The 24,814-nt window shown below is 51.8% G+C and carries 22 protein-coding genes and 1 pseudogene; 10 read left to right on the forward strand and 13 right to left on the reverse strand.

The annotated features are described in order from the left end of the window. Positions 1 to 3 precede the first annotated feature (3 nt). Genes AC5JPW_RS25060 through AC5JPW_RS25075 form a run of 4 tightly spaced genes read right to left on the reverse strand, consistent with a single transcriptional unit; the run spans position 4 to position 4,568 of the window. Positions 4 to 1,377: an efflux transporter outer membrane subunit gene (locus AC5JPW_RS25060; protein WP_494244139.1), complete on the reverse strand. Its 1,374-nt coding sequence runs from the start codon at positions 1,375 to 1,377 to the stop codon at positions 4 to 6. After that, the gene (locus AC5JPW_RS25065; protein WP_494244141.1) at positions 1,374 to 2,456 is read right to left on the reverse strand and encodes an HlyD family secretion protein; all 1,083 of its coding nucleotides are present in this window, start codon (positions 2,454 to 2,456) and stop codon (positions 1,374 to 1,376) included. Before AC5JPW_RS25065 ends, AC5JPW_RS25060 begins: the two co-directional genes overlap by 4 nt. Positions 2,457 to 2,484: 28 nt before the next feature. Then, on the reverse strand, positions 2,485 to 4,137 hold the full coding sequence (locus AC5JPW_RS25070; RefSeq protein ID WP_494244142.1) for an MFS transporter: 1,653 nt from the start codon (positions 4,135 to 4,137) through the stop codon (positions 2,485 to 2,487). Further along, positions 4,137 to 4,568, reverse strand: a complete 432-nt coding sequence (locus tag AC5JPW_RS25075) for a MarR family winged helix-turn-helix transcriptional regulator (protein WP_494244143.1) — start codon at positions 4,566 to 4,568, stop codon at positions 4,137 to 4,139. The genes AC5JPW_RS25070 and AC5JPW_RS25075 overlap by 1 nt, the downstream gene beginning before the upstream one ends. 239 nt (positions 4,569 to 4,807) lie before the next feature. On the opposite strand from AC5JPW_RS25075, the gene AC5JPW_RS25080 reads away from it, so the two are divergent. Further along, positions 4,808 to 5,605 carry a YdcF family protein gene (locus tag AC5JPW_RS25080; protein WP_494244145.1) on the forward strand — a complete coding sequence of 266 codons (798 nt, stop codon included), beginning with the start codon at positions 4,808 to 4,810 and terminating at the stop codon, positions 5,603 to 5,605. Positions 5,606 to 5,804: 199 nt separating this feature from the next. After that, entirely contained in the window at positions 5,805 to 7,244 is a 1,440-nt protein-coding gene (aldA, locus tag AC5JPW_RS25085) for an aldehyde dehydrogenase (RefSeq protein WP_494244146.1), read from the forward strand. A gap of 41 nt (positions 7,245 to 7,285) precedes the next feature. On the opposite strand, the gene AC5JPW_RS25090 is transcribed toward aldA, so the two are convergent. From AC5JPW_RS25090 to gap, 3 genes are all read right to left on the reverse strand, one after another. Further along, positions 7,286 to 8,176, reverse strand: a complete 891-nt coding sequence (locus AC5JPW_RS25090) for an alpha/beta hydrolase (RefSeq protein ID WP_494244439.1) — start codon at positions 8,174 to 8,176, stop codon at positions 7,286 to 7,288. Positions 8,177 to 8,293: 117 nt separating this feature from the next. Continuing rightward, positions 8,294 to 9,547, reverse strand: a complete 1,254-nt coding sequence (locus AC5JPW_RS25095) for a hypothetical protein (protein WP_494244148.1) — start codon at positions 9,545 to 9,547, stop codon at positions 8,294 to 8,296. Between the two features lie 226 nt (positions 9,548 to 9,773). After that, positions 9,774 to 10,775: a type I glyceraldehyde-3-phosphate dehydrogenase gene (gap, locus tag AC5JPW_RS25100; RefSeq protein ID WP_494244441.1), complete on the reverse strand. Its 1,002-nt coding sequence runs from the start codon at positions 10,773 to 10,775 to the stop codon at positions 9,774 to 9,776. 182 nt (positions 10,776 to 10,957) lie between these two features. Here gap and cybB point away from each other — a divergent pair, with 182 nt between their 5' ends. Then, positions 10,958 to 11,488 (forward strand): cytochrome b561, encoded by a 531-nt coding sequence (gene cybB, locus AC5JPW_RS25105; RefSeq protein WP_494244150.1) that lies wholly within the window; start codon positions 10,958 to 10,960, stop codon positions 11,486 to 11,488. A 44-nt stretch (positions 11,489 to 11,532) separates the two neighbouring features. Here cybB and AC5JPW_RS25110 read toward each other — a convergent pair whose 3' ends face one another. Then, positions 11,533 to 11,988 carry a multidrug/biocide efflux PACE transporter gene (locus tag AC5JPW_RS25110; protein ID WP_494244151.1) on the reverse strand — a complete coding sequence of 152 codons (456 nt, stop codon included), beginning with the start codon at positions 11,986 to 11,988 and terminating at the stop codon, positions 11,533 to 11,535. A gap of 114 nt (positions 11,989 to 12,102) precedes the next feature. On the opposite strand from AC5JPW_RS25110, the gene AC5JPW_RS25115 reads away from it, so the two are divergent. After that, positions 12,103 to 12,990 carry a LysR family transcriptional regulator gene (locus tag AC5JPW_RS25115; protein WP_494244153.1) on the forward strand — a complete coding sequence of 296 codons (888 nt, stop codon included), beginning with the start codon at positions 12,103 to 12,105 and terminating at the stop codon, positions 12,988 to 12,990. 48 nt (positions 12,991 to 13,038) lie between these two features. On the opposite strand, the gene uspE is transcribed toward AC5JPW_RS25115, so the two are convergent. The 3 genes from uspE to ogt all read right to left on the reverse strand — a co-directional run bounded on the left by uspE (position 13,039) and on the right by ogt (position 15,607). Beyond that, entirely contained in the window at positions 13,039 to 13,986 is a 948-nt protein-coding gene (gene uspE / locus AC5JPW_RS25120; RefSeq protein WP_494244155.1) for a universal stress protein UspE, read from the reverse strand. Between the two features lie 144 nt (positions 13,987 to 14,130). Next, entirely contained in the window at positions 14,131 to 14,883 is a 753-nt protein-coding gene (gene fnr, locus AC5JPW_RS25125; protein WP_437432040.1) for a fumarate/nitrate reduction transcriptional regulator Fnr, read from the reverse strand. 208 nt (positions 14,884 to 15,091) lie between these two features. Continuing rightward, positions 15,092 to 15,607, reverse strand: a complete 516-nt coding sequence (gene ogt, locus AC5JPW_RS25130) for a methylated-DNA--[protein]-cysteine S-methyltransferase (RefSeq protein WP_494244158.1) — start codon at positions 15,605 to 15,607, stop codon at positions 15,092 to 15,094. A 550-nt stretch (positions 15,608 to 16,157) separates the two neighbouring features. On the opposite strand from ogt, the gene smrA reads away from it, so the two are divergent. Then, entirely contained in the window at positions 16,158 to 16,721 is a 564-nt protein-coding gene (gene smrA, locus AC5JPW_RS25135) for a DNA endonuclease SmrA (protein ID WP_494244160.1), read from the forward strand. 6 nt (positions 16,722 to 16,727) lie between these two features. Here the strand turns inward: smrA and umuC are convergent, their stop codons facing one another. Both umuC and umuD read right to left on the reverse strand, forming a co-directional pair. Continuing rightward, positions 16,728 to 17,990, reverse strand: coding sequence for a translesion error-prone DNA polymerase V subunit UmuC (gene umuC, locus AC5JPW_RS25140; RefSeq protein ID WP_494244162.1), 1,263 nt, complete (start codon positions 17,988 to 17,990; stop codon positions 16,728 to 16,730). A 1-nt stretch (position 17,991) separates the two neighbouring features. Continuing rightward, a complete protein-coding gene (gene umuD / locus AC5JPW_RS25145) occupies positions 17,992 to 18,411 on the reverse strand; it encodes a translesion error-prone DNA polymerase V autoproteolytic subunit (protein ID WP_494244164.1) in 420 nt (139 codons plus the stop codon). A gap of 713 nt (positions 18,412 to 19,124) precedes the next feature. Between umuD and AC5JPW_RS25150 the strand changes: the two genes are divergently transcribed. The 5 genes and pseudogenes from AC5JPW_RS25150 (at position 19,125) to AC5JPW_RS25170 (ending at position 24,608) form a co-directional block, all read left to right on the forward strand. Then, on the forward strand, positions 19,125 to 19,337 hold the full coding sequence (locus tag AC5JPW_RS25150; RefSeq protein WP_494244166.1) for an eCIS core domain-containing protein: 213 nt from the start codon (positions 19,125 to 19,127) through the stop codon (positions 19,335 to 19,337). Positions 19,338 to 19,556: 219 nt separating this feature from the next. Then, positions 19,557 to 21,503, forward strand: coding sequence for a hypothetical protein (locus AC5JPW_RS25155; RefSeq protein WP_494244167.1), 1,947 nt, complete (start codon positions 19,557 to 19,559; stop codon positions 21,501 to 21,503). Between the two features lie 171 nt (positions 21,504 to 21,674). Further along, a protein-coding gene (locus AC5JPW_RS25160) for an IS3 family transposase (RefSeq protein WP_494244168.1) occupies positions 21,675 to 22,810 on the forward strand; the annotation gives its coding sequence in 2 pieces (ribosomal slippage) (positions 21,675 to 21,921 and positions 21,921 to 22,810; 1,137 coding nt in all). 61 nt (positions 22,811 to 22,871) lie between these two features. Further along, positions 22,872 to 24,107: pseudogene (locus tag AC5JPW_RS25165) on the forward strand (IS3 family transposase). A 168-nt stretch (positions 24,108 to 24,275) separates the two neighbouring features. Further along, complete coding sequence (locus AC5JPW_RS25170) at positions 24,276 to 24,608, forward strand: hypothetical protein (RefSeq protein ID WP_494244170.1); 333 nt, start codon at positions 24,276 to 24,278, stop codon at positions 24,606 to 24,608. Positions 24,609 to 24,814: the final 206 nt, after the last annotated feature.

Here is a 24,814-nt window from a genome sequence, read left to right on the forward strand (position 1 = left end):
CTGCTATGCGGACCAGCCGCCTCCCAGTGCCTTATACAAATCGATTTGTGCCAGTAACAGGTTGCTTTTTGCCTGCACCACGCTCAGTTGTGCGGAGAACAGGGTGCGGCGGGCATCCAGCTCATCAATGTAGGATGAGTAACCGTTGCGATAACGGTTTTGCGCGATACGTAATGTCTCCTGGGCGACCTCAGCCTGCCCCTGCAATTCCGTCAGTTGCTCTTGCACGCGCGTGATGGCGTCCAGACTGTCGTTCACTTCCTTGAACGCATTTCTTACTGTTTTTTCATAGGTATAGAGCGCCTGATTTCGTTGTGACGCTGTCACGTCTACCTGCGCATTCAGCGCCTGGCGGTTAAGCAGCGGGGCTAAAATGCTGCCGCCCACGCTCCATAACTGGAGCGGATTGTCGAGCAAACCGGGTAACGTGCGGTCCTGAATGCTGCCCGTTGCGGTGAGATTCAGTGACGGCAACAAACTGGCGCGGGCGGAGGCCAGGGTCGCATCGGCTGCGATCAACTGCTGTTCTGCCTGGGCGATATCCGGACGGCGGTTCAGCAGCGTGGAAGGCAGCGTGGCGGGCAAGACCAGAGGCGTCAGCGCATCCAGACCCTGCGTGCGGGCAACACTGCCTGGGTTGGCACCCAATAGCAGACTGAGGGCATTTTCCTGCAGACTGATCTGATGCTGGAGACCGGGAATTTGCGCCCGGGTCGCGCGCACTTCCGAATCGGATTGCATCAGTTCAAGGCGCGAGCTGTAGCCGGTTTCGAACTGGCGCTGCGCCAGCTTCAGCGCTTCTTCACGCGCCTGAAGCGTGGATTGCGTCACCTTGAGCTGATCGTCCAGCGATAACAGCGTGATGTAACCCGATGCAACCGACGACGCAACGGTCAGATCGGCTGCCGCTGCAGCGGCTTTTTGTGCCGCCAGTGACGCTCTCGCTGCATCAGCCGTGCTGCGATTCACACCCCAAAGATCCACGTCATAACTGGCCGTCAGGCTGCCTTTATAGAGTGTGCTGTAAACGGGCAAACCGGTGGCGGCCGATTGCGAACGGGCACGTGTGCCGTTGAGTCCCGCATCCAGCGACGGGAAAAGAGAGCCCTCTGCGCCATAGACCCGTGCCTGGTATTCATTGACTCGTTCACGGGCAATCAAGACATCACTGTTGAATCGCAAAGCCTGATCGACATAACCATTCAGCGCATTGTCGTGAAAACTGCGCCACCACACTTTGTCCACGTTGCGTGCCGGACCGGCGGCTGAGCGCCAGGCGGCGGGGATTTGCAACGAGGGTTGGGCAGGTTTCACATCCACTGACTGGCAGCCCGCAAGGGCCAGACAAATGCTAATCAGTAACGGGCGAACAGTCATTGTTTCGTCTCCCGGGTATCAATGTTCACCTGTACCGACATCCCCGGACGCAGGCGGGCCAGCTCCTCCGCCTTGCCTTCAATTTCGATACGCACCGGAATGCGCTGGGCGATTTTGACAAAGTTACCGGTGGCGTTATCCGGTGAAATCGCACTGAATTCGACGCCTGTCGCCGGTGAAATGCTTTGCACGCGTCCGTGGAAGGCCCGCCCATCAAGGGCGTCCACCGTGAAACGCACCGGCTGACCAATACGCAGATTTGCCAGCTGTGTCTCTTTGATATTCGCGATCACCCAGTGCTGGGCAGGCACCAGCGAAGTGAGGTGGGTACTGGCAGAAACGTAGGCCCCCAGCCGGACGCTAATCTGCCCCAGTTGCCCGTCACGCGGGGCGACAATACGGGTGTTTTGCAGGTCAATTTCGGCCAGTTCCAGAGCGGCTTTGGCATTCTCCACGTCGGCTTGAAGCGATGCGCGGTTAACTATCGTGGTTTGCAGATCCTGTTGCGACATCTCCAGGGTGGCCAGTGCCTGAGCGATACTGGCATTGCCCTGTGCGGCAGTTGCCAGGGCGGCATCCCGCTCACGGATGGAGAGAGAACCGTCAGACGTCAGGGCTTTCACGCGTTTGAGATCCGCCTGCGATTGCTGATTCTGTGCTTTCGCACTGGCCAGAGCCGCTTCGTTACGCTTGATCACAGCCTCGGCGCTTTTACGCTGCTGGATATTGTTATTCAGCGCGGCGATTTTCATCGCCAGTTGAGCCTGCGACTGATGTACCTTCTGACGATAAATACGGTCATCAATTTGCATGATCAGGTCGCCTTTCTTCACCTGCACAAAATCCTGGACTGGCACTTCGGTGATATAGCCATTGACCTGAGGACTGATAAAGGTCGTCAATCCGCGCACGTAGGCGTTATCGGTGAACTGACTGTGGCGGGTAAAGGGCGGTAATTGCCAGGCGTAAAGAATGACCAGTACCCCTACAATGCCGATGGCGGCTGCGGCAAAAATTGACACAATACGCAGGTTACTGCGGGTATTAGCCCGCTCTTTAGCGGCGTCCTGCTGACTCATATATGCTCCAGTAAAAATGTCACGCTTGTTACTTCGTTCCTGTTGCCCGACGCAAGGCGATGCGCGCGGTAATGCGCAAACGCAGCAGTCGCCAGAGGATCCACACCAGAGTGGCGGCGGCCACCGAGGCGGTTAAAAGATAAGTATCGTTGTAAGCCAGAATATTCGCTTCCAGGGTGCTGACATTTTGCAACTGTAGCCCCGCCTGGGTATTCAGCAGCGTGCTGTCGCCGATCATGCTCTGGTACATCTGGGTGTAAGCCTGTAGCCGCTCATTGACTGCCGGATTGAGCGTGGTCAGTTGTTCGGCCAGTAATACGGAGTGGTACTTCTCCCGCCAGGTCTGGAAGGTGCCAAGAATGGCTGAGCCGAGCAGGCCACCGATATTCTGGCTCATGCCAAACAGCACCGAGAAACTCACCAGGTTACGCGGGTCTGCAACCACGCCACCAATGCCCGCCAGCATTGCCGGGGCGAGAAAGAATGCACTGCCGAAACCGAGCAAGAACTGGCTGAACATGAGCTGATCGGGGCGCGTCAGGCTGGTGGACTGGCTATCCATCAGCGAGGCGATGATCATCAGCAGCAGGGCGGTGACAATGGGCCAGGCCAGCCGCTGGGGCTTGATGGTCAAACAACTGGCGATGATGCCGCAGACAATCCCGGCAAGAATTGACCATGCCAGATGCGTCATCTGCTCATTCTGTAAACCGACGTACTGCAACCAGCCGAAGACGCCGGTGTTTTGCTCCGCCAGCACGATGCGGATCAGCAGCATAATCAAGCCAAGCCGCACAATACTGCCGCTGGATAACCAACGGGTATTGAGCAGCGGGTTGCTGCGGTTATGTTCAAAAATGATGGCACTGACGATCAGCACCACGGCCAGCGCCAGTGACCAGCCTATCCACGGGGCTTCAAACCACCAGTCCAGGCGGCCGAGCGACAGCACCGCACAAATCAACGCCATGCCCGGTGCGAGCAAAAAGAAGGTAATAAAATCTTTCTTCTCGAAGACTTGTTTACGATCGCCGGGCGGCAGCTTGAGCATCACGACGCAGGCGAGCGAGATTAATGCCAGCCCCAGTTCGAAGAAGTAGAGCCCGCGCCACTCATCGAGTTGCAGCAGCTCGGTGGAGAAAAGGCGAGCAATGGGGATCGCCAGCGAAGAGCCGGTGATCCCGATAGTCAGCGCTTTGAGTCGGTGTTTCGCGGGCCAGGCCTGAATCTGGTAATAAATCCCTAACGAGCTAAGCGCCGCTGCCACCATGCCGTGTGCAGCGCGTACCAGTATTGCGGAGCTGAGATCGTTGACGAACAAGTGAAAGAAGGTCACCAGCACATACAGCACCAGAAACCCTTCGGTAAAAGCGCGCAGACCAAACTGCTGACGAAACTTCACCAGCAGCAGGTTGATGGAGACGTTGGTCATGACGTAGACCGCCGGAAGCCAGGCGATTTCCGTTGACCAGGCCGCAAAGGTCCCCTGTAGATTTTGCAGGTTCGCGGTCACCATCGCATTACCCAGCGCGCCGGTCATGCACACCAGCAGGCCGACTATGCCGTAGGCAATCCGCCGCGGTGTACTGTGAAACGGGGTCGAAGGCGACCCGAGCAGCATCGGCTTTTCGTGGGGCGCCCATTCACGGGGCGCATAAGGGTCACTTTTGGGCAGGCGCATTACTTCCTCTCAACTTCGCGCAAGAGTTTTTCCAGCACCTGGCGGGTCTGAGTTTGTTCTTCGGGACTGATGACGGACATTATCTCTTCACGAAGGCCATCGGCCACGGTTTTGACCTGGTGGTACAACGCCATACCTTTCTCAGTTGCGACCAACAGGCGCTTGCGCTTGTCCTGTTCGGTCAATACGCGCTGCACCAGTTGTTGATCGACCAGGCGGTTAATCAGTGGGACCAGGGTGGCATTTTCCACCCCCAGTTCTTGCGCCAGCTCACTCTGTGAAAGGGGGGTATCGTTGCGTGCAATGGCCGCAACGGCCACCCAACTTGCCTGACTCATGCCTAATCCTTTCAGGCGGCGATCGACAGCCAGTCGCCAGTGATGAGCCGTTAAATACAACAAATGGGAAAAGGTAAGATCGCGGTTATCCATACATTTTTCTGATAATTAGTTAGATCTCTAACGAGTTTACCGTTAGCCCGGTGAATAATTCAAGTGTATTAGAGGACGCCATTTTTTACAGGAGAACGGAAGGGATAGCGAAGTGATGGCCGCAGGCGGCATAATAGCGGGTCAAGGTGGACGGAGTTTACTTGTGATCTCTCTTGCACTTTACGATGTAGCGCCGCTTAACTAAGCTGTATTGTTGCTTAAAAATGAGGTCTTTATCTATGACGATTTTTCCCTGCTTGCCCGAACAAACCCTGAAGGCTGCCAATACCCTGGGCCAGTGGCTGGCACAAAATGACTTTGCCAGCAAACCTGATCCGGTACGTGCGGATGCGGTCATCCTCGCGGGTAATGCGGTGATCCCGGTGATTGATGCGGCATTTGATATTGCCTCGCGCCAGAATGTGCCATTGATTATCAGCGGCGGTATTGGTCACTCCACCACATTTCTGTATCACGCGGTCGCCTCTCACCCGCAGTACAACGTGTTACGTACCACCGGCAAAACCGAAGCGGCCATCCTCGCCGAAATCGCGCAACGCTTCTGGTCAATTCCGGCGGGCGACATCCTTGTTGAAGACCAGTCGACCAACTGCGGGGAGAATGCCCGGTTTACCCTCGATGCAATCTGCTCACGCGGAATGAAACTGACCACGGCGTTAGTGATGCAGGACCCGACGATGCAGCGTCGCACGATGGCGACATTTGCCCGCATCAGCCCGGGGTGCGAAGATGCACCGCACTGGTTGAGTTACCCGGGCTTTGTGCCGGAACTCATCAACACCAGTGATGGGTTGACCTTCCTGCCGCCGGCAGACGGTCTCTGGCCGGTTGAGCGGTATCTGTCATTGATTCTGGGAGAAGTGCCGCGACTGCGCGATGACGCACAAGGCTATGGCCCGAATGGGCGTGACTTCATCGTGCATGTGGATTTCCCGAACCATATTGAGAAAGCCTGGCAGACCCTGCAGGCCGATGAGGTTCTTCAGTCCGCAATGGGCAGTCGTGCTATAGGATAAGCCCATGCCCGTTTGCGCTAAGGTCAACGCAAACGGGCAATCATTGTTGAAGCAATGTTATTCCTCTGTTGCCAAAAAGCCTTTCTTTTATGAGTTAACTCACAAATCCTCTCCGTCATCCTGGGAAAAGCCCAGTGCGCTTGTAGATTTTTAACAACGAATTTACTTGTTAAAAACAATGTTATTACAGGAGCAGTTCATGACAGCACCCGTACAGCACCCGATGTATATTGATGGTCAATTTGTTACCTGGCAGGGCGATGCCTGGATTGATGTAACCAACCCGGCGACAGAAGAGCTGCTGTCGCGTATTCCGGACGGAACCGCTGACGATGCCCGGCGTGCCATTGATGCTGCCGACAAAGCGCAACCTGCCTGGGAAGCGTTACCGGCTATCGAGCGTGCGGGCTGGCTACGTAAAATTGCGGCGGGTATTCGCGCCAACGCCAGTGAAATCAGCGCACTTATCGTGGCAGAAGGTGGAAAAATTCAGCAACTGGCAGAAGTGGAAGTGAACTTCACCGCTGACTATATCGACTACATGTCCGAATGGGCTCGCCGCTATGAAGGCGAAATTCTGCAAAGCGATCGCCCAGGTGAAAACATCTTTGTCTTTAAGCGTCCGTTGGGTGTCACGACCGGGATCCTGCCATGGAACTTTCCATTCTTCCTGATTGCCCGCAAGCTCGCACCAGCGTTGATCACCGGCAATACCATTGTTATTAAACCGAGTGAATTCACACCGAACAATGCCATTGCGTTTGCCAAAATTGTCCATGAAGTGGGGCTACCGAAAGGGGTCTTTAACTTAGTACTCGGACGCGGTGAAACCGTCGGACAGGAGCTGGCCGGGAACCCGAAAGTGGCGATGGTCAGCATGACCGGGAGCGTGGTAGCGGGTGAGAAAATCATGGCGGCTGCGGCGAAAAACATCACCAAAGTGTGCCTGGAGCTGGGCGGCAAAGCGCCGGCAATTGTGCTGGACGATGCAGATCTCGAGCTGGCGGTAAAAGCCATTGTTGATTCCCGTGTGATCAACACCGGGCAGGTTTGTAACTGTGCTGAACGTGTTTACGTGCAAAAGGGTATTTACGACCGCTTTGTTAATCGTCTTGGCGAAGCGATGAAAACCGTGCAGTTCGGTGATCCGGGCCAGCGTAACGACATCGCAATGGGGCCGCTGATCAACGGTGCGGCGCTGGAGCGTGTGGAAGCCAAAGTGGCGCGCGCTGTCTCGGAAGGGGCGCGTGTGGTGCTCGGCGGCAAAGCGGTGGAAGGCAAGGGCTATTTCTACCCGCCAACGCTGCTGCTGGATGTACGCCAGGATATGGCCATCATGCATGAAGAAACTTTTGGTCCGGTACTGCCGGTGGTGGTGTTCGACACCCTCGAAGAGGCGCTGGCGATGGCAAACGACAGCGATTATGGACTGACGTCATCGGTGTATACGCAGAACCTGAATACCGCAATGAAGGCCATCAAAGGGCTGAAGTTCGGTGAAACCTACATCAATCGTGAAAACTTTGAAGCAATGCAGGGGTTCCATGCGGGCTGGCGTAAGTCGGGCATTGGCGGTGCCGATGGTCGTCATGGGCTGGAAGAGTACCTGCAAACTCAGATGGTTTATCTGCAGGCTTAATTGAGTCACGCCGCCATCCGGCAATGATGGCGGCAATACCTTCACACCCTGGTCTCAATCCAGTTCATCATCAATTCCGGCCATACCGCAGCGGGCAGCCCCTGGGCATCACGAATACCAAACCCGTGTGCGCCTTGCTCAAACAGATGCATCTCAACCGGCACACCGAGCCGCCTTAATGCCGTAAACATCACCACGCTGTTTTCCACTTTTACCGCCGGGTCGTCGACGGCATGCAGTAAAAAAGTCGGTGGCGTGTTGGCATCAGCCCGGTCTTCCAGAGAATAATGAAGAATCTGTTGTTCGGTGGGGTTATCGCCAATCAGTTCATACCGTGAACCGGGGTGATCAACTTCCCGGTGCATGGTAATCACCGGATAAACCAGCGCCATAAACGCCGGGCGAGCTGAGAGCGAGTCAATGTCATCTTTATGGGGATAAACGCGTTCATCAAAACGCGTGCCCAGACTGGCTGCGGCATGACCGCCCGCTGAAAATCCCATTATTCCCATCCGCTCAGGATCGAGCTGCCACTCCTGCGCCCGAGCTTTCAAGGTACGCATCGCCCGTTGGACATCCGCCAGTGGTGCATTGGCGCCTTCTACGTGACCGTCTCCCGGCAGGCGATAGCTCATCACAAACAGGGTGTAACCTCTGGCATTAAAAAAGGGAGCCAGCGCGCTGCCTTCTTTATCGAGCACAACGCGGCGATAAGAGCCGCCAGGTGTCACCAGTATCCCCACGCCGTTGGGTTTTTCAGGGGCATAAACGGTGATGTGGGGTGCACGCACGCCGGTGACGGAACGATCAAAATCAGAAGGGCCTGTATGGTTTTCTTCCAGCCGAAAAGTGACCAGACTTGTGGATGCACCTGGTGGTTCTCCCTGCGGCCAGACGGAAAAGGTCGTGGATTGCGCCACTGCATTTCTCATGGAATGGATAAGGTCATCTGCGCTGATGTCTCTCACTGTCTCTCTCCAGAAATATGACAATGGCTTATAGCATAGGGGAGAGTGTGAAAATGCGGCATGCTGCAAAAGAATCGGGTGTCAGTTATAACTCACAATCACTTCCACTTTGCCATCGGCCACACCGGGCTGGAAGGGCGCGGTGGTGCGGACATACCGCGCAGACATATACACACGCCCATCGACACCCGCTGGGACGGCGGCTGAGCCAGGTGTGTAGTTGCCGGTTGTATAATTACTATTGCTTAAGTTCAGTAATGAAGGCCCGGAGAAACTAACGGGTTTAGTGGGAATACTGTTTCCGGGTATCTGTGCAGAGGGCGGCCCCCACGCAAGCTGAATGCCATAACCGCTGGCGTAACCCGGTGCACCAGCCCCATTCAGTTCGAAGGTGCCGCTCAGGGCGGAAATAATCGGCGTATAAGGTGCCACGGTAATGGTGAGTGCCTTATTGGGGTTCACTTTGCCTTTTGCATCGCTGTCATCAACAGCGTTAGTACCCCCCATCATTTTGGCGAGGTATCCCCAGGCGGTGGGGCATTTGATGTCAAAACTGGCATCTTTCCAGGGCGAATTTTCGCCTGAAGCACCTGGATGCTGCCCCAGATTCACGACTTTATTTGGAATAAGCATTTCGCAGGTTCCTGAATAAATGTTGGTGCCTGGTGAGGTGATGAGTCGGGAGAACAAAATACAAGTTCGGTTATCGCCGTTTAAGGAGGTACTTCCGGTTGGGCAGGTGCCAATTGTGTCCCCCGTATTTACGGGAGTCACATAAATAACCAATGTTGCCCCTGTAAAACTACCGAATGGACCTGGAGCGATTTTGGGGTTCGTATCCGGGAAATTGAGCCTTAATCTCACGGTCATATAAAAAGGGATCTTTTTTACACTGCCCGCCGCGAAATTGCTGGTGACGGTTGAATAGTCCGGCCAGGTTTTGACCACGTTTCCGGTGAAGTCTTCATCATCTGAAGCCTGCATTATTGTTGCGATATCCGGGTTCGTTGTCGGTACAGCATTCTCACTAATATTTTCGCCATACAATATATTTGTTGGCGCATTAACAAGGGTCGAATTAATTTTATAGGCACCATCGCAGCTTATGCTGATATTTCCTGCCCCCATGCGTGTACGACCAATACTGTAAAAGTCAGCCGTCGCTGAGCGTGGAGTAGTGATTTTTAGACTACCACTGGCGACAGCGAAGCTTCCGCCAATGCTGCTGTTACCCGTACATGTCAATGCGGCGGCACTTACAGGATGCGCGAGGAGAAATAACAGACATAGTATTCCCTGAAAGACCATATAGACCTTTCCACCATAGTGGTCCATTATTAATGGATATCTCATAAGTGCGCGTCCAATGCGAGGCAAAGAGCACTATTTTACCTGAGCGATGAAACGAAAAATATTATAGTTTTCAGTGATGCTTCTATTAGTTATTATTTGTAGTGAGAATGTATTTCTGTTTTTCAATAGTACTTTCTACCGCCATTAATAGCTCTGCCTGAAATATCATCGGAGTGAAATAACGGGCAGCAGTGCCGCCCGAATTCATTTACAGTGCGCGATATTTTTCCAGTACGCGAATCAGCTGAGTCACAAAGCCGTATTCGTTATCGTACCAGGAGACGGTTTTCACCAGTTGCAGATCGCCCACTTCGGTGATCTCCGTTTGTGTGGCATCGAACACGGAGCCGAAATGGCTACCGATCACGTCAGAAGAGACTATCTCTTCATCGGTATAACCGAAGGACTCATTGTTCTCGGTGGCTTTCTTCAGCGCCTGATTGATTTCATCGGCGGTGACTTTTTTGCCCAGAATAGAGACCAGTTCGGTAACAGAACCGGTTTTCACCGGTACGCGCTGAGCGTGGCCCTTAAGTTTACCGCTGAGATCGGGGATCACCAGGCCGATGGCTTTTGCCGCCCCGGTGGTGTGCGGAATGATGTTCTCTGCCGCCGCACGTGAGGCACGCAAGTCCTTACCGCGCGGACCGTCCACCAGTGCCTGCGTACCGGTATAGGCGTGAATGGTGGTCATGGTGCCCACTTTAATACCGAAATTGTCATGCAGAGCTTTTGCCATCGGTGCCAGGCAGTTGGTGGTACAGGACGCCACCGAGATGATGGTGTCCTGAGCATCAATGGTGTCATCATTGACGTTGAAGACCACGGTTTTCATATCCCCCGCCGGAGCGGAAATCAGCACTTTCTTCGCGCCTGCGTCGAGGTGAGCCTGCGATTTTTCGCTGGAAGTATAGAACCCGGTACATTCGACGATGATGTCAGCACCCGCGGCACGCCACGGAATGTGTTTCGCCTCTTTCTCTGCGTAAACGGTGATCTTTTTCCCGTCGACAATCAGCGCATCTTCGGTGAAATCCACACTCCACCTAAATGGGCCATAGTTCGAATCGTACTTCAGCAAATAGGCCAGTACTTTTGGTGACGTCAGATCGTTAATCGCCACTACGTCGGCATCGCTGCCTGTTTCAAGCAGACGACGTAACACCAGACGGCCAATGCGCCCAAATCCATTAATGCCAATTTTACTCATCATGCTACTCCTGTCAGGAACGGTTTTTTGCACTTCACCAGGAATAGCTTGTCTTGAACTTAACGGCAAATGATTGCTTTTCATGACAGTGTAAGCGGTTGAAAATTGATAAAGAAAAGTTAATGAATTTTTAAGAAAAGCCCGGTATGTTGGCGTTTTCGAACTTGTTTCAGGATTAGCTTATGCGCAGCAAATATTCCGGGCTTCAAATCGCTATCCACTGGTTGGTCTTTCTTCTGGTCGTTGTGACGTATTGCGCCATGGAATTTCGTGGTCTTGCGCCGCGCAGTTACCGCCCGTATTTCAATATCATCCACGTTTCGTGTGGCATTACCATTCTGGTATTGATGCTGACGCGCCTGCTGGTGCGCCTGAAATCGCCTACGCCACCGATTATGCCCAAACCGTCATCGATGATGACCGGCATGGCGCACCTGGGCCATCTGGTTATCTACCTGCTGTTTATTGCGTTGCCGATCATTGGCCTGCTGATGATGTATAACCGTGGCGGGAACTGGATTGCCTTTGGCATCATGATGCCGCACGCGGAAGAGGCGAATTTTGACCTTGTGGATATCCTGAAGAACTACCACGTTACCCTGGCGATGCTCGGTTATTACCTTATCGGCCTGCATGCCCTGGCGGCGCTCGCGCACCACTATGTCTTTAAAGACAATACGTTATTGCGCATGATGCCGAAAAAACGTGACTAACGAATACCATGAAGAGTTAAGCCTCGCGAGATGCGAGGCTTTTTTTATTCTGTCACGCGGGCCAGTCTGCGCTGGATAATCCGTTCACGCAGAACGTCATAGCCCCAGTTAAAAGCCATGGTGTAGGGCAGGAAGAACAGGAAAAAGCCAATTTCCAGTAAGAAGGCGGCTACCAGACCAATGCCGAGCACCAGTGAGGCGATGGTCACACCAATCACGATAAACCCGCCTTCGAACCCTAAGGCATGCAAAACACGTATACGTGCGGTTCGGGGCACACGATGCACCGGCCATAATCGGTCAAACAACGCGTTATAGATAACATTCCAGATCATGGCGGCTGTCGCCAGTAGCAGCGTGAGTCCACCCATTTCTAGCACCGGGCGCTGCATGATCCAGGCGCTGGCCGGGGCACAGATAGCGGTGGCAATGACTTCGAAACTCACCGCATGGAAAATTCGTTCGGTTAAGCCGCGACGCTGTACTGCCTGTTGTTGCATGTTTAAATCCTCTTTCCTTTTTTATCACGCATCATCACGTGCGCAGGGAAGAGGATTTTTATCGTTTAATGAGATAAATTAAAGTTAGATACCATCGATAAAATAGATACTTCTATGCGCTATTCACCCGAAGCACTCACTGCTTTTGTCGAGACCGTGGCCTCAGGCTCGTTCTCTGCCGCCGCCCGCAAACTGCGTAAAAGCCAGTCGACGATCAGTACGGCCATTGCCAACCTGGAGACAGATTTGGGCGTGACGTTGTTTGACCGTTCTTCACGTCACCCCGTTTTAACTCCTGAGGGTGAGAAGGCACTGAGCTATGTTCAGGCGATCCTGGCGGCCAGCGACAGGCTTGATGAACTTGCCGTTTGGCTGGCGGGAGAGATGGAAACCCGCCTGACGTTTGTTCTCTCCGATACGCTGCATCCCGATATTCTTGCTGACCTGCTGGGGGCGTTTGATAAACGCTATCCGCACACCGAATTTGAGTGTCTGATTGGTGAAAACGAAGACGTGATCGATTTGTTGCAAAAGGGGCGCGCCCAGTTAGGGCTAACGGAAGCGCAGGCAAGCTATCCAACGGATATCGGGGCTATGCGATTACCGATGCAAAGTGAGATGGACATCTACGTGGCGAATAGCCATCCGTTGGCGCGGGAAGAGATGCTGCTGGAAGAACAGTTACGTAGCTGGCGTGAGTTGCGATTGAACACCTATCTTGAAAACAGCAGCATGACCGCCCGTGGTCCGGTCTGGTCTGCGCCCAACTACCTGATGCTGCTCAGTATGGCAGAGCAGGGGTTTGGCTGGTGCACTTTGCCCAGTGCGCTGGTGGAAGAGTTTTCAGGATCGAAAAAACTGACCCGCCTGAATGTCCCGGGTTGGCCACGCAGCGTATTGATTGATTTACTCTGGAATAAACGCACACCACCTGGCGTTGCGGGGAGCTGGCTACGGCACTATTTACAGCAGTGGCGAGAAAAACCGGTAAATAATCGATAAGAAAACGCCCGCGGTTGCGGGCGATGACGTAGTGATGGGGAAGGGACATTAGTCGTCTTCGTCATCCAGTTCGACAGGCGTCTGGTAATCATCAGGCTTGATGACCAGCAGGTCACAACGCAGATGATCAATAACCTGCTCAGCCGTGTTGCCGAGGAAGGCAGCTGAAATCCCGGTACGTCCAACGGTGCCGAGTACCACGATCCCGGCCTGAAGATGTTCGGACAGATCCGGGATCACCTCTTCTGGCAAACCTTTCTCGACGTGGGTCATTTTCTCGTCGATGCTGAATTTTTGGCGCAGAGCTTTCATTGCAATGAGGTGTTGACCGCGAATGGCATCGTTGTAGACGCTTGGGTCGAACTCCGGTAGTTCAATGGCGATGTTAATGGGCGTGACCGGATAAGCACCCACCAGGTGAACTTCGGTGTGGTTGACCTGTTCGGCCAGTTGGATGGTCTCTTTTACCAGCTTCTCATTGAGTGAATTATGGTATAGCTCTTCGCTCGCCAGGTTGACAGCCACCAGCGCTTTACCGGCTTCAGGCCACGGCTGGTCTTTTACCATCCACACCGGGCATGGGCATTTACGCAGCAGATGCCAGTCTGTTGGGGTAAAAATAACGGATTCGAGTTTGTCGTGCTGGTGTGTCATTTTCAGTAGCAGGTCATGCCCACCGGCAATCACTTCCTGAATAATGGCTTCGAAGGGGCGGTTATGCCACACCACTTTGATGTCGATTGGCACACCGCTGTCCATATAGTACTTCGCCTGTTCGCGAATCCAGGCGGTACGCTGGCTAATCACACCTTGCCGCATGGCAGTGCGCTCGTCAGGGGACAGAAGGGTGGTCATTTCATATGAGAAATCATAGATGGGCAGAAAGGCTTTAATGCGCCCACCAATCCGTTGATGCAAATACACGGCACGTCGTAATGCGGGCTGATCGTCCTGGTTAGGATCGATGGCGACCAACATATTTTGATATCTAGCCATACAGGGTCTCCTTACATCTGTCACCACAGTCTGTAAATACAAGATAACCCATAAGTACTGAATGAAACAGGGGAAACCTTTTGCCAGATCAATAATTCAGAAAAATTAAACGACCGGGCAAAAGGTAAAAAAGACGGGGGAAAATCAGGCTACGTTGCGTGAATGGCCCGCAAGCTGCGACAGAATATCGCTATTCTCGATGGTGATGTATTTGCCTTTAACTGCCAGCATGCCGCTTTTCTGGAAACGGCCGAGCAGACGGCTGATAGTTTCCACGGTGAGGCCTAAATAGTTACCGATATCGCCACGGGTCATGGTCAGACGGAACTCACGTGGGGAGAAACCGCGTTGGGCAAAACGGCGCGACAGGTTATAAATGAAGGCAGCCAGACGCTCTTCCGCGTTTTTCTTTGACAGCAACAGGATCATGTCCTGATCGCCTTTGATCTCGCCGCTCATCAGGCGCATCATTTGCTGGCGCAGGTTCGGCATTTTACCGGACAGGTCATCCAGGGTTTCAAACGGGATTTCGCAGACCATTGACGTTTCCAGCGCCTGGGCAAAGCTCGGGTGATGCCCGGTGCCGATGGCGTCAAAGCCGACAAGGTCGCCAGCCAGATGGAAGCCGGTGATCTGCTCGTCACCCTGTTCGGTGATGGTATAACTCTTGATCGTACCGGAACGGATAGCGTACAGCGATTTCAGCTCATCACCCGCTTTGAACAGCGTCTGGCCTTTCTGAATCGGCTTTTTACGCTCAATGATGTTGTCGAGCTGATCGAGTTCGTGCTCATTGAGAGTGAAAGGGATACAGAGCTGGCTGATACTGCAATCCTGGCAATGGATAGCACATCCGCCTGACTGAATGCGTCGTATAATTCGCTTTTCCGGGATCATAAGTCTACTCAAGCCTTAATTGATTTTAGTCAATTTTATCATCTTTTTCTTGAGCGCGTAAGCCTGGCGAAACGTCAATTCAGCAGAATTAAAGTGGGTATTGGAAACGACAGAATCAGGAAATTAACCATCTTGTTGATATTCCATCGTTTCATTGGGGTTTTTAGCAGAGGGCTCGGCGATTAAGCGCACAAAAATGCCCTTGTTCCTATAATAGCAAGTAGCCTTCGTGGCGCAAAAGCCACTCTTTACGCTGTACGCCGCCCGCATAACCGGTCATCGTGCCGTTGCGACCAATCACGCGGTGGCAAGGCACCACAATGCTGACCGGATTGGATCCATTTGCTGCACCCACCGCTCGCGCAGCACCGCTGCGACCCAGCATCTCGGCTAAGTGGCCGTAATGCAAGACCTGACCGCAAGGGATATCACGCAGTGCTTTCCAGACTTCACGTTGAAACGGGGTGCCTGCGGTGGCGGTCGGAAGCGCGTTGATCACTGCCAGATCCCCGGCAAAATAATCCCGCAATTTTTGACTTAATCCGCCCGGATTGCCGCTCGCGACACGGGTATAACCTTCACGGCGATAGTGGATATCGAGTAACTGATTCATGCGATCGCTGTGTTCTTCCCATTCAACAGCGCGCAGATGGAACGTTTCGTCGCACAGCACCCAGAGTGGGCCTAGTGGCGTGTCGATTTTATCTTCAAGAAGGGTGAGCATTGGACATCCTTATTATCCTGCCAGAGACAACTCTACATGCGGGCAATCTAGCACGATCGTGCGAGGGGCACTATACCTCAAAAGGGAGCAATGCTGCATAAATACCCAGGTATTATTGGGGGTAAATACAATGCAGATAGCGTGACTGTAGATTATGTAATAGATGATATATTCAGGGCGTAAAAAATAGAAAAAAATAGAGCCTGCCGACATCGTCAGGCTCTACAGTACACACAGCAGCGCATCCGTTCATTTATTTTTTGGGTTTCATCCTTACGTGAATAATATAGTTATAGTCGGCCTGAAAAATAATTCCAGTCGAATTGGTGATTGATTTTACGATAATTTAACTGAAATTTAGAATATTAACGGCAATGAAGTTTAAGTTAAGTGCTGTTAAATATTTACTATTAGTGGGGCTAATGTGTTTCTGCGGAATATAATACAATCCGCCAGGGTGGCGCCAGCAGAGTACCTGTCTTGCCTGGCCATTGTGAGTCCTTGATGTGCCAGCTATAGTATCCCCTCAGATGTCGCGAGAGGATCTACCATGAACCCTGATGAAAGATCGTTGTTTCTTGATGCCATGGAAGATGTCCAGCCGCTTAAACGTTGCGCCGATGTTCATTGGCATCCGGGCCGCAACGCCCGTGAGGCAAGGCAGATTGACACGCTGCAACTGGATAATTTTCTCACTACCGGCTTTCTTGATGTCCTGCCACTGGGTACGCCGCTTGAATTTAAGCGTGAAGGCGTCCAGCAGGGTGTGATTGATAAGCTGCGCTCAGGTAAATACAGCCAGCAGGCGAGCCTCAGTTTGTTGCGCCAGCCCGTTGAGCAGTGCCGCCAGATTCTGTTCAGCTTTATGCATCAGGCGAGACTCGACGGGTTACGCAATTTTGTGATTATTCATGGTAAAGGGCGGGAAGACAGGGCTCATGCCAATATCATTCGCAGTTATCTTGCCCGCTGGTTGCCAGAATTTGAGGATGTGCAGGCATTTTGCGTCGCGCAAGCACACCAGGGTGGAAGTGGAGCCTGCTATGTTGCCCTGCGTAAATCTGAACAAGCAAAACAGGAAAACTGGGAACGTCACGCCAAACGCAGTCGTTAAACGCGTCTATTTTACCACCGGAAAATCGCTATAGCGGGTGGTCCAGGCGGGAGAGAGCATCTCCCGCTTCATCGACCAGCTTTTTTCGAACCCTTGCCCGGCAAACCAGACTTTTCGCTTTCCTGACTTATTCAGCGTGTCGATCACATCCATCAATGCCGCACTATTTGCCCGTGGTTTGAGTTCATCAAAAAAATCAGGCTGGGCAATCCCCTGACTATAAAAATCACTTAGCATTACCCCGGCTTTCATATATCGGTAACCTGCTCGCCATATTTGCAGCAGCAGGGTATTTGTCATTGAAATAATATCCCGTGTATCTTCCGTGGGTGTCATGCAGGACATTGAAACCTGGTTGCTGTAATAAGGTTCGCCAGGGGCATGCGGGCTGGAACGCATAAAGATACTGACCTGGCGGCAATATTGCCGTTCCATGCGTAATTTTTCGGCAGCCCGTTCTGCATAGGTACAAATGGCCTGATGCATCTCTGCATAATCCGTGATCCGGTGACCAAAAGAACGGCTGCAAATGATCTGCTGTTTCGTTGGGATGAGTTCATCAAACGCCAGACACGCTTCCCCCCGCAGCTCGCGCATCGTACGTTCCAGCACTACATTAAAGTGTTTGCGAATGACCCAGGTCGAGCAGTCGGCCAGTTGCAGTGCGTTTTCAATGCCCATCCCCCGTAGCTTTTTGCTGATCCGCCGCCCGACGCCCCAGACCTCTTCAATGGGCACATGGGGAAGTAATTTGCGCTGCGTCTCGTGTCCGGAGATATCGACCACGCCCTGAGACGTAGGCCATTTTTTGGCAGCAAAGTTGGCCAGTTTTGCCAGCGTTTTGGTTGGGGCAATACCGACCCCCACCCGCAGCCCGGTATTTCTGAGGACGGTGTCGCGTATTTCGTGACCAAAGTCGGAAAAGGAGAGGCAGTTATCGACGCCGCTTAAATCCATAAAGGCTTCGTCGATGGAGTAGATATCCAGCCTGGGGCCAATCTCTTCCAGGGTGGCCATCATACGATGGCTCATGTCGGCATAGAGCGCATAGTTGGAACTGAACACCGTCACACCCTGGCGACGTAGTTCATCTTTGATTTTGAAATACGGTGCGCCCATCGGGATGTCGAGTTTTTTTGCCTCTGCCGAACGAGAAATAATGCAGCCGTCGTTATTCGATATCACAACAATCGCTTTCCCTTTTAAATCAGGGCGGAATATCGACTCGCATGTGCAGTAAAAGTTATTGGCATCAATTAGCGCGAACATTTTATTTATGCGTCTTAACGGTAAAGGTCACCACGCCGAAAATCTCCAGCGCTTCTTCGCAATGAATAGCGATAGGGCGATAGCGTGCATTTCTCGGCATCAATAGCAGTTCCGGGCGGGTCCGCAGCTCTTTTACCGTAAACTCGCCTTCAACGGCCGCAATGACAATATCGCCGTGCTCAGGTTTCAGGGAGCGATCCACCACCAGCAGGTCACCGTCGAAAATGCCCGCGTCGATCATGGAATCGCCGCTGACCTTCACGAAGTAAGTCGCGCTGGGATGCCTGACGATGAACGCATTCAGATCAAGTCGTTCTTCGATGTAATCCTGGGCCGGGCTGGGAAAGCCGCAGGGCACATGCTCAACGAACAGGGGAGAAAGCACCGAAGGTTCACTCACGGTAGCAGGAATCAATCGCATAAGAGGTTACTCACGATTACTGTATTTATATACAGTATTTATTTTTTTCGGCATGGATCAAGGAGTTTTTTGGAAGGTAGCCCAAACCTGTTGAAGTTTGGAGAAATTTAGTGGGCAGGGTTGGAAAAAGCGGGAGCTCTTTTCTGACAGTTTGTGTTAGCTGCAGACGGGCCTGCATTCACTCTTCGTGCACAAAATGAAGAGATCGAATGATGAATCATCTGCAACTCAAATGAATATTGCCCATCGAAACAGATTGATGTACGCATAGCTCAAACAAGGTGAGAGGGTGACCCGCTCCCCGTTGATTAACATAGACTGATTTAGCAACGTCCGCTCCGTGCCAAAAGCAGAAGTTTCTGCAGCAGCAAGTTCTGGTCAGTAAAGAACGGATTCACGCCCGCCATGCCAGCCCGTTCTGAATGCGGCATTGCGCCGGAATGGTGTTCTGTGCGGTACACAAGGGCCAACGCCTGCCCGCACAGTGGTGACGCAGGGGCGAAAAAATAGCCAGTGTGAATGAGGTGCTATAATGAGTTTGTTGTGTACGCTGCTGGCAAAAAAGCAGTTCCTGGCCTGATGCACCTCTTTTCAAGGACGTGCCATGCTCCAACAAGCAGATGTCGAAAATAATCAACAAGCGAACAATGTCATCGTGCTCTGCCGCGAGATGGCGTGGTTGTCGATGGTTATCAATCAGGTTATTTGCTGCCGTGCAGGCCCATGCGTATGCCAAGGGCTGCAATATCCACCTTGCTTCCGGCCAGGAAAAGCACTTACCCCACGAACTAGGCCATGTGGTGCAGCAGGCACAAGGGCGGGTTTCTGCGACAACCTCCGTTGGTGGAATGGCGGTGAATGATAGCCCGGCGCTGGAGCATGAGGCGGATATGATGGGGGCTAAGGCGTTGCGGGGCGCTTTCTAACCCTGAATATTCAGCGAAATATATGCATGTTACAACATAAGAACTTAATAATATTAGCTATCAATTAAATAAGGTGAATAGATCATTAATAACATCTTTGGGTGCTAAAGGATTACTAATTAGTAAAAAATAGTTTTGATGAAAAACACACTACAGTGATCGTTTTTTAATAAATTACAAAACCTCATTGAGAGGCGAAAGTTAAATAGGTTTAAAAATATGTATATACAAAAAAACAAATCGAAAGAAAATGACAGTAGAGAGGTTACGCATGCTGTGAAGCAATGCTTTGGGTTTGTGGATAACAGGCGTGAAGCCGTTGCTCAAAGAAAGTCACTGGAAGCGATTAAAAAAAGCCAGCAAGTAGAAAATAATACAGCACAGATAAAACAACTTAAGACTTTCTCTCGTAATGGGGCTCCGGTCCAGCGTTTTCAATACAGGACCGGGGATGAATATTTAGCTAGCGGAAATGCCGAATTTGTTTCTCAATCTACCCAGATATCGCCCTGGATGGCCGGTTACAAAACAGCCTCTCACAAAAAACCGAATCTGAAGGTGGCGACGGACAACACATTAGCAATTGAAAAGACCGAACATCAGACCAAAACCTTTTACAGTACGCAAGATGTGGTGGTCAAAAGCAACGCCTCTCTTGAGTCCGCCGGTTCGCCGGTTCGGTTAATGCATATTCCCGGGATCATTACCACGGACCTCAGTACCCTGTTGTACCGCACCACATGGCGATTTAATGATCAGCAGATGCCAGGTGCCTCATTGGGAGTACATATCTGCAACGAAGTCGCCAGTAAAATCGCAGGAGGTTTGGGGCCGCCCGATGCCCCACTAGTGCTTAAAGACCAGACTCCGGATGTTGGAACGTCTGAACAGGTGACAAACCTTTCCTATTACTCCAGATCTAACGGGGCCATCAGCACGACTATGGCTTTTGACAATGCTCCGACTCCCTCAACCATCGCGAAAGGGCTTACAGAAAGCCTTGCAACAAAAAGGATCCGCGTTCTTGAGAAGTTCAAACCCCTTGTGGAGAGCGGAAAGGTTGAAGAGGATGCGATTTGGTATTTGGTAGCCTCCAACGCAGTCACGGCAGGGACGGAAGAAAACATTTATGTGGCGATTCAGGAAGAATACGATCGTACCTGTGTCAAAGTAACAGAAGATGCTTTGCAAAAGCTGATTGATAAACGTTATGGCACGCTGAAGCCTGAAATGCTGGATCAAAAAAGTAAGATACTCGGTGTGAATCAGTATGCTGTTCCCAATGTAGGTGAGGCTCTGGCCACCTTTCCCACAGGAGACGTAGACCATACACAGAGGCATCCTGAATTCCAGAAACAGCTCCAAAAATTCATCGCCGAAAAACAGGTTACTCTTGAAGAGGCCTTGCAACAGTTTGAAGGGGTGAAAGTGGAAGGGTGGACTTGGCATTTTGCTTCGGCTGTCGCCAAAAGTCTGGATGGCCACGATTACATAACGCTAGAAAATTACAACCGGGGCCCGGAACAGGAAAATGAAATTAAACGTGTCTACGCATGGGTTGCAAAACACTTGCTGGACTTCCAACGGTACTTGATCTCGTTGGGCATTACTGCTCAGGAGCAGGAGTCACCGGAAAAAGTGTACGAAATTATGATTCCCTTTTTAAAAAATGCGGATCCATTACTGCATCAAATTTTGAGCGAAGCCCATAGCAGTTTTGAAAAGCTTAAAAGTATGGACAAAGGTACTTTATGGTATTTTGCCATGTATGGTCTTGCGAAAGAGCAAGTGTTGCAAGGGCATGAAGTTGTGGAGCAGGACCAGTCGTTTCACCAGGCAATGAGGGAAAGCGGGGACTTTGCCAATCCTCTGACCCTCAAATTTAGAGGGGAAAAGACGCTTGAGTTTGAGCGGAAAAACAAAGCTGCCATTGATAAACTCACCCTGGTGCAGCAATTGTCAAATCAGGTGGACGCGAGTATGACTTCAGGCGAGCCGAGGGATAGCTTGATCCCGGTTCTGGAAGAGGCCCATACAAAGCTGCTGGAAAGCACCATCCTGTTTTCTACTCTGCCTTCAACTGAAAAGAAAGCAGGATTTGAGTACGTTGCTTTGATGAATGATTTCTACAAATCTATTAAAGCCAGGTTCGACAACTATAATTAACATTTACATACGGCATAGGACCAGGAACAATCGTCAGCTCTCTCCAGAGTATGGTATTACGCTTCATGCCACTGAATCGCCACGGATTTAACAGACACCTCTGAGTCATTTATGGACTGACCCCGTCTCGGTAGACGATCCTGCCCTATAGTTTGAGCATAGGGGGAGCATATGGGCACACCACGATTTACACCTGAATTTAAGGAAGAAGCCGTCCGTCAGATAACGGAACGCGGTTATTCCGTCGCCGAAGTATCTGACCGTCTGGACGTCTCTGCACACAGCCTCTACAAGTGGCTACGGGCTATCAAACCTGATAACAGCGAGCAGCATGCCCGGGATTTACTGGAAGCTAAAAGCGAGATCCTGAAACTCCGGGCGCAGTTAAAACGCACCGAAGAAGAACGGGATATCCTGAAAAAGGCCGCGCGGTACTTTGCAAGGGAGCCCGACTGAAGTACCGCTTTATCAATGAGCACCGCACTGTATGGGGTGTGATGACGATGTGTCGGGTACTGAATGTCGCCCGGGCCGGGTTCTATGCGTGGTTGCATAACCCTGTCCCGGCGCGTGATAAAGATAACCAGCGCCTGCTGATACTTATCCGCGACTCATATTCCCTGAGCGGAGGCGTATACGGTTACCGGCGGGTTCATGGCGATCTGAACGAAATCGGGGAAACCTGCGGTAAAAACCGGGTGGGTCGGATTATGCAACTGAACCGGATTAAAGCTGTGCGTGGCTATAAAGCGCCACGTCGTATCGCCGGCAGGCCTTCAGTCGTTGCTCCTAATCGCGTGCAGCGGCAGTTCACCGTTGTCCGGGCCAACCAGGTCTGGGTCACCGATATTACTTATATCCGCACCTGGCAGGGATGGTTATATCTGGCGGTGGTTATCGATCTCTTCGCCCGTAATGTGGTCGGCTGGTCGATGAAACCCACTCTCTCACGCGAACTGGCGCTCGACGCGCTGATGATGGCGGTCTGGCGCCGAAAACCGGACGGCGAGGTCATCGTACACCACGATCAAGGTAGTCAGTACGGCAGTGACGACTGGCAGCGCTTCTGCCGGGCCAATAACCTGACACCGAGCATGAGCCGGCGTGGCAACTGTCTGGATAATGCAGTGGCCGAATCGTTCTTCAGTTCACTGAAAAAAGAACGCATCAGGAAGAGAATATACAAAACCCGGGATCTGGCCCGGGCGGATATCTTCGATTACATTGAAGTGTTCTACAACCGGGCCCGGCGCCACAGTCACCTCGGCGGCGTCAGTCCGGAGGCCTTCGAACAGGCCCAATCGTGAGGACAGAATTTGTCTACGGGCGCGGGGTCAGTCCATTAAGATGACTTAAAGAGAGGTGCCCATGAGCGGTAAGCGTTATCCTGAAGAGTTTAAAATTGAAGCAGTCAAACAGGTTGTTGATCGTGGTCATTCTGTTTCCAGCGTTGCAACACGTCTCGATGTCACCACCCACAGCCTTTACGCCTGGATAAAGAAGTACGGTCCGGATTCTTCCACTAATAATGAACAGTCAGATGCTCAGGCCGAGATCCGCCGTCTCCAGAAAGAGCTGAAGCGGGTTACCGACGAACGAGACATATTAAAAAAGCCGCGGCGTACTTCGCAAAGCTGTCCGACTGAGGTACGCCTTTATCCGCGACAACAGCTGTTGCTGGCCTGTTCGTTTGCTTTGTCGGGTTCTGGATGTACATCTTGGTGGGTTTTATTTTTGGCTTCAGCAGCCATATTCACAGCGGCGCCAGGCAGACCAGATGCTGACCGGGCAGATCAAACAGCTCTGGCTTGAGTCTGGCTGCATCTGTGGTTATCGCAAGATCCATCTCGATCTGCGTGATACCGGACAGCAGTGCGGAGTGAACCGGGTCTGGCGACTGATGAAGCGTGCCGGAATAAAAGCTCAGGTTGGGTACCGTGGCCCACGGGCACGTAAAGGCGAAGCCAGCATCGTTGCACCCAACAGACTCCGGCGGCAGTTCAATCCGGACTCGCCGGATGTGAGTTGGGTGACGGACATAACCTACATCCGAACCCACGAAGGCTGGCTATATCTCGCCGTGGTGGTTGACCTGTTCTCCCGAAAAGTTATCGGCTGGTCAATGCAACCCCGCATGACAAAAGAGATTGTCCTGAACGCATTACTTATGGCGGTGTGGAGGCGTAATCCTCAAAAACAGGTACTGGTTCACTCTGATAGTAAGAATGTCGGTGTCAGTTTTCATCATCATGCTTGCTGTTTTCTCAGCCCGGTGAGATCACTGATGCAGTGAAGACTTTCCGGCTCCAGGGCAGTCAATACACGAGCCATGAGTGGCAGTCGTTCCTGAAATCACACGGTCTTGAAAGCAGAATGAGTCGTCGCGGTAACTGCCACGACAACGCAGTTGCGGAGAGCTTTTTCCAGCTACTGAAACGCGAGCGGATTAAGAAAAAGATCTACGGAACGAGAAACGAAGCCAGAAGCGATATTTTTGATTACATCGAAATGTTTTATAACAGTAAGCGTCGGCATGGTTCGAGCGAGCAGATGCCACCGGCTGAATATGAAAACCTATATTATCAACGGCTCAGAAGTGTCTAGATTATCCGTGGCGATTCAGATGAATACAGTATTGTTTTCAATGACGATGGTGCAGGCGAAATAGCTGACCTTGTTGCAATTCTCGTTAACAAAGACATAATCCACATCAGTTTATTCCACTGTAAATACTGTCCTTTGGCCGATGGTGTCGCTACTCCGGGTGCTCGTGTGAGCGATGTTTATGAAGTCTGCGGCCAGGCATCCAGACCTGTGAGATGGCTATATACAGGTGAGAAATTTTTTGACCGCATGCTGGATCGTTACCAAAAATCTCTCCCGACGGGTTTCGATCGAATTCTTAAGGGGTCGCCAAAACAGCTTGAAATATTGCGCAATAAGTGCCATGACCATGACCATGAACTGGATTTTAATTTTATCATCGTCCAGCCCGCTGTTTCCGCCCAAAAAATATCCGAAGAACAACTGGCAGTTTTAGGAACAAACTATTCATATATTAAAAGCATTTCAGGTTCAGACATAAAGGTTATCGTCAGCCCTTAAAATCAGAGTTTATCAATCGCTTTATAGGGAGCGGGTGAGCTTATGCCGCTCCCGGCATATCTACCACCTTCACTTTTCTCGCCAAAATATCAAACCGATCCTCTTACTATTAGCTGACCTCATTCTTGTGCCTATGGCATGCTCCCGGTTAATTGACACAAAGCGCTGTTAGCAATGTCCGTAGATCGTTCACCGCGGACCTTCAG

Source organism: Phytobacter sp., from assembly GCF_059074235.1.